The sequence below is a fragment of the Moorena sp. SIO1G6 genome (assembly GCF_010672795.1).
GTDB lineage: Bacteria > Cyanobacteriota > Cyanobacteriia > Cyanobacteriales > Coleofasciculaceae > Moorena > Moorena producens.
This window is the reverse complement of sequence record NZ_JAAHFZ010000007.1, coordinates 49,599-64,208: the sequence shown is the minus strand read 5'-3', so window position 1 is coordinate 64,208 and position 14,610 is coordinate 49,599. Positions and strand designations below refer to the sequence as shown.

Genomic DNA, 14,610 nt, shown 5'->3' with positions numbered 1-14,610 from the left:
TCAAGAGTGTTGTAGTCTTTAACTTGACTATCGTTTCCCTGATGCCCGATATATTGTCAATGCTGCGGCACACTCAGGCTGGTTCGTAAGATTTCGGAAAAATTCTAGACCGGCTTCTAGCCTTTGAGAATCCTTTCCCAGTTTTCGTGTCATTTCCATGAGAGTTGGTTGTATACAAGAGTGCATATACTCTACCAACTTCTCTAGATCTTGATCTTCAGTATTACCAAAGTTATAAAACGCCCATGGTATATTAGTGACCTCCCGAAAACCCACTGAAGTTAAAAGTGGTCCCAAAATTCGCCCGATACAGGGATTACCATCTGCATATAAGAACATTTCACGGTAAGATTGTAGTAAATATTGATAATCAGGTGAGTCAGGCCAAATCAGGTGAGTTTCGTAATCAGTTTCAGTTACGGTAATTCGACCGCCTGGCTTGAGGACACGGTACGCTTCCTCCAGAATTGCTTTGGGATTTGAGACATGTTCTAAGAACCAGATGGCATAAACATGATCAAAACTGGCATCGGGCCAAGGAAGCTGAATGGCATCACCTACACGCAGATCAATGTTGTTGTCAAAACCAAGAGTATTTAAATAGTGCTGAGCGCATTCTATTTGAGTAGATTCGAGATCGATTCCAGCTACTTTCAAATGTGGAAAACTGTCTAGAATTATTCCTAAGACAGCACCTGTACCACAGCCGATTTCTAACAAATTCTCGGTAGGAAACAAATTGAGATCGCGCAATAGCACTTTGTCCCGCCAATATTGAGCTTGTTTAACTAAGCGTTGTTGCTCTTGATGTGAATAGCCATGTATGTACTTTTTGGACAAGTGTTAGTCTCCCAACTGAACTAATTTAGAAGATTGTCGATCAAGTTTCTAAATTAACATGGATGATTTGAACACACTTTAATTGGCCAGCACAAGAGTGTGTTCAAAATTTTAACTATCCTATTGTTTCTAACACAGTATATCTTAATTTATCTGCTGCCTCTTCCATTTCTACTAGTGATTCAATCGCCATAACATCTGTAAGTGAAACACCTAAAATTTTAGCAGCTTTACGAATGGCTTCCTTCTCCTTTTGATGATATTCTCTATCAGCTCGGCACATCTTTATCGCTTGATATAAAATAACTTTGGGCGAATTCATGGGAAAATCAAAATTAATCTTCTCCAATAGCTCTTCGAGATTAACATCTTTCCAATTCAGGTTTTTGACAGTGGCAATATACTCTTTACTGATTTCTGGCAAATACTCTTGACTACATCCGAACAAAACCAGCTCATCAATGTACCAATCCAATTCTGCCTCTGCCAGCTCACCCTCTGCACCAGCAATTGCCAACAACACACGACTATAATTAACCGCAACATCAAAGTCACCAGGTTGGTGAATATTGTATTGTCTTTTTGAATAGGGGGATGGTTGCAGTGCCTTGCCGTTACTCATATTTTGTCCTGGATTTGTCTAAGCCTGATTTACTAATAAAGTATTAATAGTAGACTAATATTTGAACAATGTCAATTTTTGCTAGGGCGTGTCATCAAATAGGTATCAATCTAGTTTAGAATCGATAGCTGTAGAGAGTTGAGTTAATCAGGAGCTGTGCTATAGCAATCCTATCTGATTCGTGAAAGAAATGGGCTGCTTTAAGGCAGAAGGCAGAAGGCACCCACCCCTAACCCCTCCCAGGAGGGGAATGGCAGAAGGGACCAGAGTTGGAGCTAGTTTTTAATAAGTCCAGTGATTTTACAAATGATTTAGGATTGCTATATCAGAGCTCAGGGGGTAATATGAGCCCTGAAAAGCATACTATATAAGGCTTTGAGGCCAGTTATCTTAGCAAAGATCAACTCGCAAATTGACCCTACGAATGATTTTCTGGAAGCTCAAACCCTTATAACTACCTCCAACGTCACCCCCAAACAGCATGTATCTTTTTATAACTAATGGGCTGAACTTATTGCCCAGTAAGGATTTTAGCTTGCATGTCACCCCCCCAGGCATTAATCAGAGAATTAGTAGGAGTAGATAATTCATAATTCAGATTAATAATACTGAATTTGTAGGATGGGTATAGCGATAGCGAAACCCATCGCTCTCTCGTTCTTGTTCGGTTTTATCTTTCAACCTAACCTACAATAAGGTTAATTCCATGAACATCATTATTCCAAACTATTATAGTCAATTACGGGATTTCGGTGAAGGGATGATTTTCCTAACTTTACCATCTTGCTTGGATGTGACATAGATTTCTCCTTCTTCGTCCACCCCGAATCGCACATCGGATCGTTTTTTCCCAATAATTTCTAGAAAAGAAGCGTCTCGCTCTCCTTTAAAGAGCCGAAGTTCCTTTATTGTTGCCTGTTTGCCATTGACAAGTTCATCTACAGGAACGTGGAAAAATCTGGCATCATGACCGAAGTCAGCAAAAATGTATTGACCGATTAATTCAGGAATTGCCTTGGCCCGATAAACATAACCACCAGCGATCGCAATTCCATAGAAGCCTTTTATGTCGGAGGGGATATCATGGTCATATTGGGCAACGGGATAAGTATAGCCATAGGAGCGATCGTTTTTGGGTAAGGTCAACAAAACATTTTCATTATTTTCCTCTATAACCCAAGTACCTTCTCGCTCGCCCCAACCATAGTTAGCTCCTTTGATACCAAGATTAATTTCTTCAATAAAAGCCTGACCAGTATCAGCAATCAACATTTTGCCTTCGCCACCAGTATCCCAGCTAAAACGATGGGGATTACGCAGTCCATAAGCCCAGATTTCACCCAAGGTTTTAGGATCGTCATCCGTAACAAAAGGATTATCACCAGGAATACCATATTGACCATTAACACTATTATTCCCAAAGGGATCGATTCTGAGAATTTTGCCCAGCGGTGTTCCCAGATCCTGTCCATTATCCAAAGGATCGGTATCCCTAACAGGGTAGCCATCACTACCGCCATGGGAGCAGGTCAAAGTTGCAGAACAGATGAACTAAGTAGGTGGGCATATAGCAATTCTCATAGCTATGAGGTACACAATTTCTGGATTTTAGGGAACAGCGGATCTGGAAGGTGGTGCGTTACGGGACGCGCTGTTCCAAGGGCGAACAGGTGGAAAATCAGCGCGAGCCCGTCTTATCACGCACCCTACGGACTGGATTATTCCTTCAAGGGTGTTTCAAATATCACCACATGGTTGAAATTGGGCAGCAAACGCTTAAGAGCTTGCTGATACGCTTCCGCATCACTGCGCCGATTAAATCGCGCTACAGTTATCCGTTGCATCTTAGGTAGGTGCCGAATGACACACCAGGGTTTCAATCGGTCTCGGTAAGTTTGTCGAGTTGATATCATATTGTTAAATACCCCATTTTTATGGGTTGTTTTAGGAAAGGCGATCGCCCAGTAGTTTTGCGGCCTCTTGGGTGATCGCCGAATATTCTATTTACTATTAAATATGTAGTTGCGTAGTTTGTCAAGTCCAAAATGGGATTAATTAGGTTACGAGTTCGAGAATTAGCGGCGGAGAAGGGTTGGACGTTGAAAGAAGTTTCCGACCGTTCTGGAGTAACCTATAGCACTGTGGCTAGTTATGCCCGACGTGACGCCATGAGTATGACGGATTTTACAGCAATTCTGAAGCTAGCCCGGGCTTTTGATGTTATGGTTGAAGATTTGGTAGAGGTTATCGAAGAGTAGGGAGTAGGTAGTCGGGAGTCGGGAGTAGGGAGTCGGGAGTAGGTAGTCGGTAGTCGGGAAAAGCGGGAAATGGGGAGAATTATCCCGGAAATTATTGTGTATTTTGATACATATTTTGAATAATTTATACCTAACCAAAGTACCTACTCGCCCCTTTGTAAAAAACCTACCCTTGTATAGCAGTCGCCAGGGCAGTTAGGACATGACAAAAGTCTCACACCCTTTGTAAGCGATGCAGAGGTGCGACCCGTGGCGAATTTAATTCGCCAACGGAAAGCGCACCTAAGCGGTCTTGGGGGTTTCCCCCATGAGCGACTGCATCAAGAAGCGCAAGAGTTTTACTTCTGACTTCTGACTTCTGACTTCTGACTTCTGCTATAAAACACCCCACACCCCACACCCCACACCACTTGTGATCAGAATTGCGATAGTTTGCAGATACTCCCATAACAAACATGGTAGGTTTACTGGATTGGGAAAACTTAGCAACAAAAGGCATGAAATTGTTTTCTATGCTTTTTGAAACTCTAACCACTTAACAAGATTGAAACTCGGCAAACCTTACTTCCTCAAATTCGTTTTTCCTAGCTTATCAGTGATGGATCGCTACATCGCTGCTGAACTCATCCCACCGTTTCTATTTGGTGTTGGCGGGTTTTCATCTATTGGTGTGGCTGTGGGTAGCCTGTTTGATATGGTAGTCAAAATCACTGAGTTAGGACTATCCTGGACAATTGCTGCCCAAGTCGTGCTGTTGAAGTTTCCTGAGTTTATGTCCTATGCCTTACCCATATCAGTACTTCTCGCGACACTAATAGCATATTCTCGCTTGAGTAATGACAGTGAGTTAATTGCCCTGCGCAGCTGCGGTGTGAGTTTATACCGACTGGTTGCCCCTGCTCTGGTTCTCAGCCTAGTGGTCACCGGGATTACTTTCCTGTTCAATGAATTAATTGTTCCAGCGGCTAACTACCAGGCAACTATAACATTAGAAAAAGCTCTTAATGAGGAAAAACCCGCTTTCAATGAAAACGGTATTCTGTATCCAGAGTATCAGACTTTTCCCCAACCCAATGGCACAACTACTCAGACACTCAAACGCTTATTCTACGCCAATGAATTTGATGGTCAGACCATGAAAGATTTGACTGTTTTGGAGTGGTCTAATCTGGGTAAGTTGAACAAAATTATTCTATCGGAATCAGCTCTTTGGAACTCTACGCAAAATACCTGGGATTTTTTCCATGGGTCAATTTATTTTATTAGTCCTAATACCTCTTTCCAAAAAATAGTAACCTTTGATCATCAAGAAATTCCATTTCCTAGAGCGCCCCTTGATTTAGTCACTAAAGCCCGTGACCCCTATGAGATGAATATTCTTCAAGCCATAGAAATGATCCAGTTGCTTCAGGGAGCTGGCGATCGCAAAAAACTCCGGATGCTGCAAGTGCGGATGCAACAAAAAATTGCTTTTCCATTCATTTGTATAATCTTTGGCTTAGTGGGAGCAAGCATCAGTATTCGACCTAAACGAATCAGCAAAGGGACTAGCTTTGGGGTCTGTTTAATCGTAATTTTTGGCTACTACTTACTGAGCTTTGTGATCGGAGGTTTTGGTATAGCGGGAATTCTCTCCCCTATTGTAGCCGCCTGGTTACCTAATTTATTCGGTTTCGGAGCAGGAGGATGGTTATTGTGGCGATTGGAGGCTAATGGTTGATGGGAATTTGGAGTAGGGAATAGGGAGTAGGGAGTAGGGAGTAGAGGAAATCAAATTGACTGTACCTTATTAAGCATTCAGCCCTTAGCTGTCAGCTGTCAGCTGAATGCCTAGATTAAATTTATACCCTTGGATGTTAATTTAAAATTGTTAAAATTGAAAATTATTAATGGCTATTAACCAGTTAAAATTTTCAATTTTAACTAATCCCAGTTAGTTCTAAACTGCTACAGCAGTCGCTTTAAGTTCAAAAATCTTATTGATTACATCTTCTACTACCTTATCAGGAGTAGACGCTCCAGAGGTTACTCCTACCACTATCGAACCAGAGGGAAGCCAATTTCGTGCTACTTCTACCTCCTGATGTAGGGGTTTATGCTCTATTTCATCAGCAGAAATAATCCGGTTGACACTGTCAATGTGATAGGATGGTAGTTGTCGCTCAATCGCAATTTCTTGCAGGTGAGTGGTATTGGAGGAATTAAAGCCACCAATCACAATCATCAAGTCTAGCTTTTCTTCCACTAGCTCCAACATGGCATCCTGCCGTTCTTGGGTGGCATCACAAATGGTATTGAAGCTTTGGAAGTGATCGTTTAAATTAGACGTACCATATTTCTTCATCATGGTGCGCTCAAAAAGTTTGCCCATCTGCTCGGTCTCGGTCTTGAGCATAGTAGTTTGGTTGGCAATCCCAATCCGCTCTAAATCCCGCTCTGGGTCAAAGCCAGCGGAGATAGCGTTTTTAAATTTATCGAGAAATTCCTCCCGGTTACCACCATTGAGAATGTAGTTGGCAACGTACTCCGCTTCTTGTAGATTCAGCACCACTAGATATTTTCCGGCAAAGGAACTCGTTGCTACGGTTTCCTCGTGTTTATATTTGCCGTGAATAATCGAAGTGTACTCTTTTTTCTTATGCTTCTCTACCGTGTTCCACACTTTGGACACCCAGGGACAGGTAGTATCTACAATCTTGCAGTCTTTCTCGTGGAGTAGCTGCATTTCCTGAACACTAGCACCGAATGCTGGTAAAATCACCACATCCCCAGCACCAACAACAGAGAAGTCTTTCTTGCCATCCTCAACGGCAATAAATCCTACTGACATTTCCCGCAAACGCTGGTTAACAGAGGGGTTGTGAATAATTTCATTGGTAATCCAGATCTGTTCATTGGGGAAGTGGGTGCGGGTTTCATAAGCCATGGCTACAGCTCGCTCTACACCCCAGCAAAAGCCAAATGCTTCTGCTAGCCGGATGGTCACATCTCCCTGTTGCAGCCGATAGTTATTGGCACGAATCTCTTGAATCAGACTGCTTTGATATTCCGATTCCAACTGAGAGGTAACTTCGGCTTCGTGACCAAATCCTTTGCGGTGGTAGTTATCTGATTTCTGGAGTGAGCGCTTGAAAGCTTTTGTATCCATGGAGCTATCTTAAGCAAATTACTTATCCATCACTGCTATTATTAATTTACTTTTAATCAACCCTGACGCAATCCGTTTAGGAATTGTGATAATTTTTGTTCCCTACTCCCTCGGTGCGCTTTCCGTAGGCGAATTAAATTCGCCACGGGTCGCACCGCTCCCTACTCCCTACTCCCTGCTCCCTGTCCCCTTTGCTATAGGAATAGCTAATCCTTCTTGGAGGATAAGTTGCTCAAAGATTTGTAAACCATAGCGCCAGACTAAGTAACCTTGGGGACTCAGATGCAAGCCATCGGTACTAAGCTCAGGTTGCAGGTTGCCCTGATTATCAGCAAAGAGGGGATAGAGATTTAGATAAATCGCTCCTTCTGCGTGAGCGATCGCTTTTAGCTGCTGGTTCAGATTTTGGATGCGACTGTTGGGGATAGTAAGTAAGCGATCGCGTCCTTCCCAGGTTGCCTGTTCAGCACCATGGGGCAAAATCGATTGAAGGACAATCTTAGTTTCGGTATGGGCTCGCCGTAAGTAGCGAATCGTTAGCCGTTGGTTTTCTAGAATTGCTTCATCCTTGACCCCCCGAATTAGGTCATTGATGCCGATCATCACAAAAATTGCTTCTGGCTTAGTCTGATCCAAAATATCTAAGCGCTTGAGCAACCCTGCTGAGGTTTCCCCAGACAGTCCTTGATTAAGCCAGTAGCGTTTTGGGGGTAGCAGTGCATTGGGAAACCATAGGCTTAGAGAATCTCCCAGCAGAACGGTTAACTGTTCCGGTTGTTGATTAGCCACTACCTTAGCTTCCCTCTCCAGCAGTGCCAACCATTGTTGGTAATTTAACTGGTGTCGTGGTCCTAATTCAATTACTGGTTCAGGGGTGGGATTTAAAATTCGGGTAGTTACCACAGGATGGCTAACTGGATTTGACGTTGACTGCTGATACTCACCCAGTAGTACCCAGCTGAGAGTCAGAATCATGAACCCATTGGCAGCAAGGGATATTAAAGCCCAAGGTGGACAACGCTTCAACTCAATGAACAAAAAATTGGCATTATTTCTGTTCTAACATCCGTTAGGGAAAAGGTAATACCATCAGGTGACAGTTGACAGTTAACGCTTAACTGTCAACTGTTAACAAAAGCTAGTTAAAAGCAATAGACCATGCTAGCAAAACTCTAAAATTCAGAGCTACTAGCCATGTCTGTACTACTACTGAAGTTACCCATGCTAGAACTAGGGATCACACTGGATTCCTTGACAAATCCAGCGTAAGCTTCCATACCGTGTTCGGCAATATCCAAGCCTTCCAGTTCTTCTTCTGGTGTCACCCGGATACCGAGGGTAAGTTTGAGCACGAACCAGACGATACCACTAAACAGCACGGTAAAGCCACCAATCGCTAGAATACCCAGGATTTGGGTGCCAAGTTGACCGGCACTACCGGCGGTAAACAGACCTGAATCTTTAGCGAAGAGTCCAACGGCTAGGGTTCCCCAGATACCATTGACCAAGTGGACTGAAATTGCCCCTACCGGGTCATCAATTTTGATGTTGTCAAAGAAGGAAACCGAGAATACAACAATGATGCCACCAATCGCACCAATAATCACTGCTGAGAGATAGCTGACATTGTTACAGGGAGCGGTAATTGCTACTAATCCAGCCAAAATCCCGTTGATGATCATCGACAGGTCTGGCTTACCATCTTTTAGCCAAGCTGTCAAGGTGGCAGTAATCCCACCAGCTGCTGCGGCTAGGTTAGTGGTTACCGCAATATAGGGAACTGCCTTACTAGCAGCTAGCTCAGAACCGGGATTGAAGCCAAACCAGCCGATCCAGAGAATCAAGCAACCAAGAGTTGCAATACTCATGTTGTGACCTGGGATAGCACGAGGTTCACCGTTTTCGTACTTACCGCTACGGGGTCCGAGGAAGGCAGCTCCCATCAAAGCCGCCCAGCCACCAACGGAGTGAACCACGGTTGAGCCAGCAAAGTCTGAGAATTCCATGCCATAAAGCCAACCATCACTGCTCCAAACCCAGTGTCCAGTGATGGAGTAGGAAAAACCAACAATCAGGATGCTGAAGATTAAGAAGTCTAGGAACTTAATCCGTTCAGCAACCGCACCGGACACGATAGTTGCGGCAGTTCCAGCAAAAGCAGCTTGGAATAGGAAAAATACCGATATCGGTAGACCGGCCGGAAATGGGTCTAACCCATAGGTAGCGGGATCTTCACTGCTTAGGAAAAAGCCCGACATCCCAATAAATGCATTGCCTTTGCTGAACATAAAGGAGAAACCAATTGCCCAAAACGCAATGGTTGCCAAGGCAAAGACGATTAGGTTCTTCGAGAGAATGTTTACCGCATTCTTCTGGCGGCAGAAGCCGGTTTCTAGCATTCCGAATCCGGCATTCATGAAGATAACTAGGATGGCAGCTACCAATATCCAGATAGCATTGAGAGTTCCCTGAATTTCGGCTGGGCTAGGTGCCGCACTATCCTGGGCAACAGCAGCTGTATGCCAAACTAGAACAATTATCCCTGTCAGAGGAATACAGGCGAGCCAGTAAGGGGAAAACGATTTTGCGATCGCTTTCAATGGCTCTAGATAAGGAGAATCCCACGATGAGCGGGAGGATTGGTGAGCCATCGGTCGCCTAGATTTTACTAGGGTACCCTTGTTTTTCATTGTTCGCTGAGATTTTGAACTTGACATAATAAGCGTTAACTTACCTCTCTTTTTGATACACTTCCTCACACTGAGAAACTTCAGGAAACAAATTGTAAAATTAGCCACCGAAACCTAAGAGTCCATCATTTTTCAAGGACTCATCATGACCTCACCCTGCTACCTTTACATACCTGATTGCTAGATGCTAGACCCCTGTCTGGGCCAGTAATCAGGGAGTTTCTTCAGCTAAAGCCTTGTCTTAAGACAAAACCTTACAAATAACTGGGACTATAGTCAAGGGAATTAAAGCATTATTTAATGAAATATTTCATTAAATGAAATTTTTCATTAAAAATTGCTGCAGGATACCCCACCTACACTGGTAGAGTTATTTGCTGACGGTGCTTTCAAGGGATGGAAGCCACCTTGAAAGTACTTAGCCCCAACCGACATGCTGCACCTCTAACTAATGGTTTAGACTAATGGTTTTGAAATTAATCCAGTTCTAGGTTCAAGTAAGCATGTTTTCTTGGTAGAAAATTGACTAAGCAATTTCGATAAAACTGGTACACGATACATGCTGATCAACCTCTCGTGTAAAAGTGATTACTCCCCTCGACCACGTACGCCACGATTTCTCAACTACCATGCACTAATGCTCACGAAAATTTGCTGATAATCCGAACTGGGGAAATATAAAGGAAGTGGTTACCAGCTAAACACGCTTGTGGTCTATTGACACTCCCTGCTCGCTTATGAGCGGAGATTCTTAGTTCTACGACACGCCTTGTCTTGATGCAATAGCGAGTGGGGGAAACCCCCAAGACCGCGCTGCATCGCTAAAATTAGCTATCCGAAAGGCAATACTTAAGCCAAGTATCCGTTCTAAAGAACCAAATACCGAGCCTAATTTAACTAACCCCAGTGGGCTTGTCTCCCTAAGCGTTTAAATACGTTCCCCTGTGCCCCACGGTACGTTAATTGGTGAAAGTTGACTTTACTGGTTCTTCGGTATCCGCGCTTGATCCATGGGTTTTGGCGGTGCGACCCGTGGCGAATTTAATTACGGGTCAAGCGCACCGATGAGGTTTTTCGCGCCTCGTGTACTAGCATCGCTTTACGTCGTTGGGGAGCTTGGCAGTACCGACGAATCCTGCCTGTGCTAGGCTACATCCTCATTATGTATCAACTCTGGAAAAGTCGCCCTAGAAGGGCACCTCAAGTAGCGTGGCCAAAGGCCAGGCTTGAAACCCAAAATTTTTGGTCAACTCTAATAAAGTCTTACCTCTTTAGTAACCCATCTACATCCTTTCGGATTAGGTGAGGTTATTGACTAGTTGATAGGTTTGTATTTGAGGTGTTTTGATCTAATATCTTTTTCTGTTATGATTCTGTATCAATATATACTTTTTTTTAAAAAAAATCAGCGTATTAAACACTAGGTAGATGCAACGTCTAGTTGGGGAGCTAATTGGGCGAACGAGAATTTGACACTCCTACGGGTAGAAGCCGATCATGGTACAAGTATAAGAATGGGCATACTGTAGACTAGCCATGTATTTGATATGCTCAAGGGATTAGCTATGGAATTGTATCCAAAATAACAGCAGTGAATCGAATTGACCAGGAATTGGCAGCCTTAGAGGAAGCCATCACCCATTTGGCAAAAGAATTCCAAACAACCTACTCTAACTATTTGACCTTTTTAGGTCAATGCGTCGGGCAGCAGCTGATTATGGCTGCCTATCGGATTTGTACTCAAGGGTATCCTGAGTCTTTTCTAAATTTGTCGGTTAACAGTCGGCAACAGTTACAGCAATCCCTACGAAAGCTGGCTCAAGAGACTCAACAACAGTTGCCATCACTCCTAGAACAGTGGCAAGAGTCAAGGTCAGCTACTACTGATGGCTCTGATCATGACTCTGATCATGACTCTGAAATGCCTTCATCTGAAATACCTTCATCTACAGAAGACTCTCCATTTTTTAATGCTCCAACCGAGCCATCACCAGCAGCTGAGTTGACGAGTAACCCACGAAATAGCATAGAGAAACTGGAAGAATGGCTCAAGCACCTAGAGAGTGGGATCACCAAAACTATTCAAGATGTCTCTGTGGAAACCAATCGGATCTTGCATAAATCCTCAATTATACCAGACAAATTTCCCCAAGAAATCCTAGAAGCAGCGGCAAAAGTCGAAGCATCTGCAATCGAAACGGCTGAATCCCCCAATATTATCAAAATAATGATGGAAACTAAAGGTGATGGCGAAACAGATGAATCCAGATTAACCCGTATTATTGCCATTAAGCTGCGCTTATCTGAGATAGAATTTGCAGACCCTAACTTGACCCCTGGACGTAAGAAAATTAGAGATCTATTAGCTAAAATGAGTCAACTGAAGCGAGAGTATTACAAAAAACAGCGGCAAAAGGCAGTTGCTCAAGCCGAAGCAGCATGGCGTGCCAGCTGGTTTGACGATTAAACTGAGGTAATGATCAATGACTAAAAACCAAAGACCAAAGACTAAAGACCAATGACCAAAGACCAATGACCGAATTACCAGATTGGGTGCGATTGCAAAAAGCCCTGTCGGTAGAAGCAAGAGTTGGCTTTACTGATTTGGAAGGGAATCAATACCGCTTTAGTGAATTCCTCTGCCTCAGTTTTGGTAAGACTCCTAATGTCCTAACATCAACTGAGAAACGGCGTTGGCAGGACATCGGCAATCAGTTTGCCCGTTATTCTCAGATGACGCTACAGCAAAGGCAACATCTGGTAGCTGATACTCGCCGCTTTCTCAACGACCTGAAGCAGAACACTCAACGCCGTTTAGTTGAAGATAAATATCAAACAGAACATCCTATGGTCAGAGTGCCTAAAACCAAGCCCTTGGTGGAGAAACAACAGGCATCCTCAGAGCTTGGTAGTAAAAAAAACCTTGACCTACCACTGGCTAAGTTGGCAGCAGTGGGTAGTAAAAACAGTGAGTATTTAGCACGTCTGGGTCTGCACAAAGTGCGTGACTTGCTCTATTACTATCCCCGTGATCATATTAACTATGCCCGTCAGGTCAATATGGCTGACTTAGTACCTGGTGAAACAGTCACTATCATGGGTACGGTGAAGCGCTGTAACTGCTTCAGTAGCCCCCGTAATAAAAAATTAACTATTTTAGATATAGTCTTAAAAGACTCTACTGGTCAAATTAAGCTCAGTCGTTTTTTTGCTGGCTTTCGTTACAGTAATCGTAGCTGGCAGTATCAACAAAAGCGACGGTATCCAGTGGGAGCAGTGGTAGCTGCTTCGGGTTTGGTAAAGAAAAATAAATATGGGATTACCCTAGAAGACCCGGAACTGGAAGTATTAGAGCATCCAGGGGGTACCATTGACTCGATGAAAATAGGTCGAGTTGTACCCGTTTATTCCCTAACAGAAGGGGTACCAGCCGACATGGTCAGGCGGGCAATAATTGCTGCACTTCCCTACACTTCTTTGATTAAGGAACCCTTGCCAGTAACCTTTCGTAAAGAATATGGGTTGATGGGGGTCTGTGATGCGATCGCAAACATTCATTTTCCCCAAAATGCAGACACCCTTGCTGATGCCAGAAGGCGCTTAGTCTTTGATGAATTTTTATACTTACAGCTCGGATTTCTCCAGCGCCGCCAAGCTCAGCGTAAAACCCAAAGCAGTGCGGTCATGGCTCCGATTGGTAAACTCTTTGACCAATTTAATCAACTGCTTCCTTTTGAATTAACCGGGGCTCAGACAAGAGTTATCAATGAGATTCTCAAGGATATGGAATCAGAGACACCCATGAATCGATTGGTTCAGGGAGATGTCGGTTCCGGCAAAACTATTGTAGCAGTTTATGCTATTATAGCCGCAATTCAATCGGGCTATCAAGCCGCTTTGATGGCTCCCACTGAAGTATTAGCTGAACAGCACTATCGTAAGTTAGTAAATTGGTTTAATTTACTACACCTTCCCGTTGAATTACTAACAGGTTCCACTAAAGTTTCTAAGCGTAGAAAAATTCATTCCCAGCTAGAAACAGGAGAACTTCCCTTGTTGGTAGGAACCCATGCTTTGATTCAAGACCCAGTGAACTTCAACAATTTGGGTTTAGTGGTGATTGATGAACAGCATCGGTTTGGGGTAAAGCAACGGGCTCGTTTACAGCAAAAAGGTCAATCTCCCCATGTGCTGACTCTGACCGCCACACCAATTCCCAGAACCCTAGCGCTAACCCTCCACGGAGATTTGGATGTGAGTCAGATTGATGAATTGCCCCCTGGTCGTCAGAAGATTCAGACAACTGTGCTACGGGGTAAAGAGAGAAAACATGCCTATGACTTGATTCGTCGAGAAGTGGCTCAAGGACGGCAAGCCTATATGGTATTGCCCTTGATTGAGGAATCGAACAAATTAGATTTACGCTCGGTAATTGAGGAGCATAAACGACTGTCTGAGAGTATATTTCCAGAATTTAAGGTTGGGTTACTTCATGGTCGGATGAATTCAGCCGATAAAGATAAAGCACTGAGTGCTTTTCGGGATAACAAGAGCCAAATTATTGTTTCAACTACCGTGATTGAAGTGGGTGTAGATGTACCCAATGCGACCGTAATGATGATTGAAAATGCAGAACGGTTTGGGTTATCTCAGTTACACCAATTACGGGGTCGTGTGGGTCGAGGTTCTGACAAATCTTATTGTCTTTTAGTCAGTGGTTCTAATACTGAAACAGCCAGACAACGTTTGGGGGTATTAGAACAATCCCAGGATGGCTTTTTTATCTCAGAAATGGATATGCGTTTTCGTGGTCCTGGGGAAGTTTTAGGTAAGCGCCAATCCGGGTTAGCAGATTTTGCTCTAGCTAGTTTGGTAGAAGACCAAGAGGTATTAAATTTGGCGCGGGATGCAGCAGAAAAGATTATTCTTCAGGATGAAATATTGGATAATTACCCTTTAATGAAAGTCGAGTTAGAGTATCGGTATCAGAAGTTGATGGATGGAACAATTATGACTTAATTTAACATAGACTTGTTTCAGAAGTAGGGAACA

11 protein-coding genes are annotated in these 14,610 nt (G+C 43.5%); 4 read left to right on the top strand and 7 right to left on the bottom strand.

Translation table 11 applies throughout. From position 1 onward, the window contains the following. Nucleotides 1-27: 27 nt before the first annotated feature. The 4 genes from F6K63_RS08760 to F6K63_RS08745 all read right to left on the bottom strand — a co-directional run bounded on the left by F6K63_RS08760 (nt 28) and on the right by F6K63_RS08745 (nt 3,375). Nucleotides 28-840 (bottom strand): class I SAM-dependent methyltransferase, encoded by an 813-nt coding sequence (locus F6K63_RS08760; protein ID WP_287311732.1) that lies wholly within the window; start codon nt 838-840, stop codon nt 28-30. 115 nt (nt 841-955) lie between these two features. Next, nucleotides 956-1,462 (bottom strand): TerB family tellurite resistance protein, encoded by a 507-nt coding sequence (locus F6K63_RS08755; RefSeq protein ID WP_287311729.1) that lies wholly within the window; start codon nt 1,460-1,462, stop codon nt 956-958. A 735-nt stretch (nt 1,463-2,197) separates the two neighbouring features. Then, nucleotides 2,198-2,995 carry a PQQ-dependent sugar dehydrogenase gene (locus F6K63_RS08750; protein WP_287311728.1) on the bottom strand — a complete coding sequence of 266 codons (798 nt, stop codon included), beginning with the start codon at nt 2,993-2,995 and terminating at the stop codon, nt 2,198-2,200. Nucleotides 2,996-3,180: 185 nt separating this feature from the next. Further along, on the bottom strand, nt 3,181-3,375 hold the full coding sequence (locus F6K63_RS08745; protein ID WP_008185579.1) for a hypothetical protein: 195 nt from the start codon (nt 3,373-3,375) through the stop codon (nt 3,181-3,183). Nucleotides 3,376-3,507: 132 nt separating this feature from the next. On the opposite strand from F6K63_RS08745, the gene F6K63_RS08740 reads away from it, so the two are divergent. After that, the gene (locus F6K63_RS08740; protein ID WP_008185577.1) at nt 3,508-3,720 is read left to right on the top strand and encodes a helix-turn-helix domain-containing protein; all 213 of its coding nucleotides are present in this window, start codon (nt 3,508-3,510) and stop codon (nt 3,718-3,720) included. Between the two features lie 544 nt (nt 3,721-4,264). Continuing rightward, the gene (locus tag F6K63_RS08735; RefSeq protein ID WP_353812981.1) at nt 4,265-5,440 is read left to right on the top strand and encodes an LptF/LptG family permease; all 1,176 of its coding nucleotides are present in this window, start codon (nt 4,265-4,267) and stop codon (nt 5,438-5,440) included. 219 nt (nt 5,441-5,659) lie between these two features. Here F6K63_RS08735 and F6K63_RS08730 read toward each other — a convergent pair whose 3' ends face one another. From F6K63_RS08730 to F6K63_RS08720, 3 genes are all read right to left on the bottom strand, one after another. After that, a complete protein-coding gene (locus F6K63_RS08730) occupies nt 5,660-6,868 on the bottom strand; it encodes a 4-hydroxy-3-methylbut-2-enyl diphosphate reductase (protein ID WP_287251194.1) in 1,209 nt (402 codons plus the stop codon). A 168-nt stretch (nt 6,869-7,036) separates the two neighbouring features. Beyond that, nucleotides 7,037-7,906, bottom strand: a complete 870-nt coding sequence (locus tag F6K63_RS08725; protein ID WP_287251195.1) for a GDSL-type esterase/lipase family protein — start codon at nt 7,904-7,906, stop codon at nt 7,037-7,039. A gap of 134 nt (nt 7,907-8,040) precedes the next feature. Beyond that, nucleotides 8,041-9,519: an ammonium transporter gene (locus F6K63_RS08720; RefSeq protein WP_502708292.1), complete on the bottom strand. Its 1,479-nt coding sequence runs from the start codon at nt 9,517-9,519 to the stop codon at nt 8,041-8,043. 1,630 nt (nt 9,520-11,149) lie between these two features. Between F6K63_RS08720 and F6K63_RS08715 the strand changes: the two genes are divergently transcribed. Together F6K63_RS08715 and recG are read left to right on the top strand one after the other, a co-directional pair. Beyond that, a complete protein-coding gene (locus F6K63_RS08715) occupies nt 11,150-12,025 on the top strand; it encodes a hypothetical protein (protein WP_287311722.1) in 876 nt (291 codons plus the stop codon). A 65-nt stretch (nt 12,026-12,090) separates the two neighbouring features. Further along, nucleotides 12,091-14,577, top strand: coding sequence for an ATP-dependent DNA helicase RecG (gene recG / locus F6K63_RS08710; protein ID WP_008185561.1), 2,487 nt, complete (start codon nt 12,091-12,093; stop codon nt 14,575-14,577). Nucleotides 14,578-14,610 lie beyond the last annotated feature (33 nt).

Bases quoted from the DNA above. Each gene is read 5' to 3' on its own strand.
- F6K63_RS08730 (WP_287251194.1), bottom strand. From the start codon at position 6,868: ATGGATACAAAAGCTTTCAAGCGCTCACTCCAGAAATCAGATAACTAC.
- F6K63_RS08755 (WP_287311729.1), bottom strand. From the start codon at position 1,462: ATGAGTAACGGCAAGGCACTGCAACCATCCCCCTATTCAAAAAGACAA.
- recG (WP_008185561.1), top strand. From the start codon at position 12,091: ATGACCGAATTACCAGATTGGGTGCGATTGCAAAAAGCCCTGTCGGTA.
- F6K63_RS08745 (WP_008185579.1), bottom strand. From the start codon at position 3,375: ATGATATCAACTCGACAAACTTACCGAGACCGATTGAAACCCTGGTGT.
- F6K63_RS08740 (WP_008185577.1), top strand. From the start codon at position 3,508: ATGGGATTAATTAGGTTACGAGTTCGAGAATTAGCGGCGGAGAAGGGT.
- F6K63_RS08720 (WP_502708292.1), bottom strand. From the start codon at position 9,519: ATGGCTCACCAATCCTCCCGCTCATCGTGGGATTCTCCTTATCTAGAG.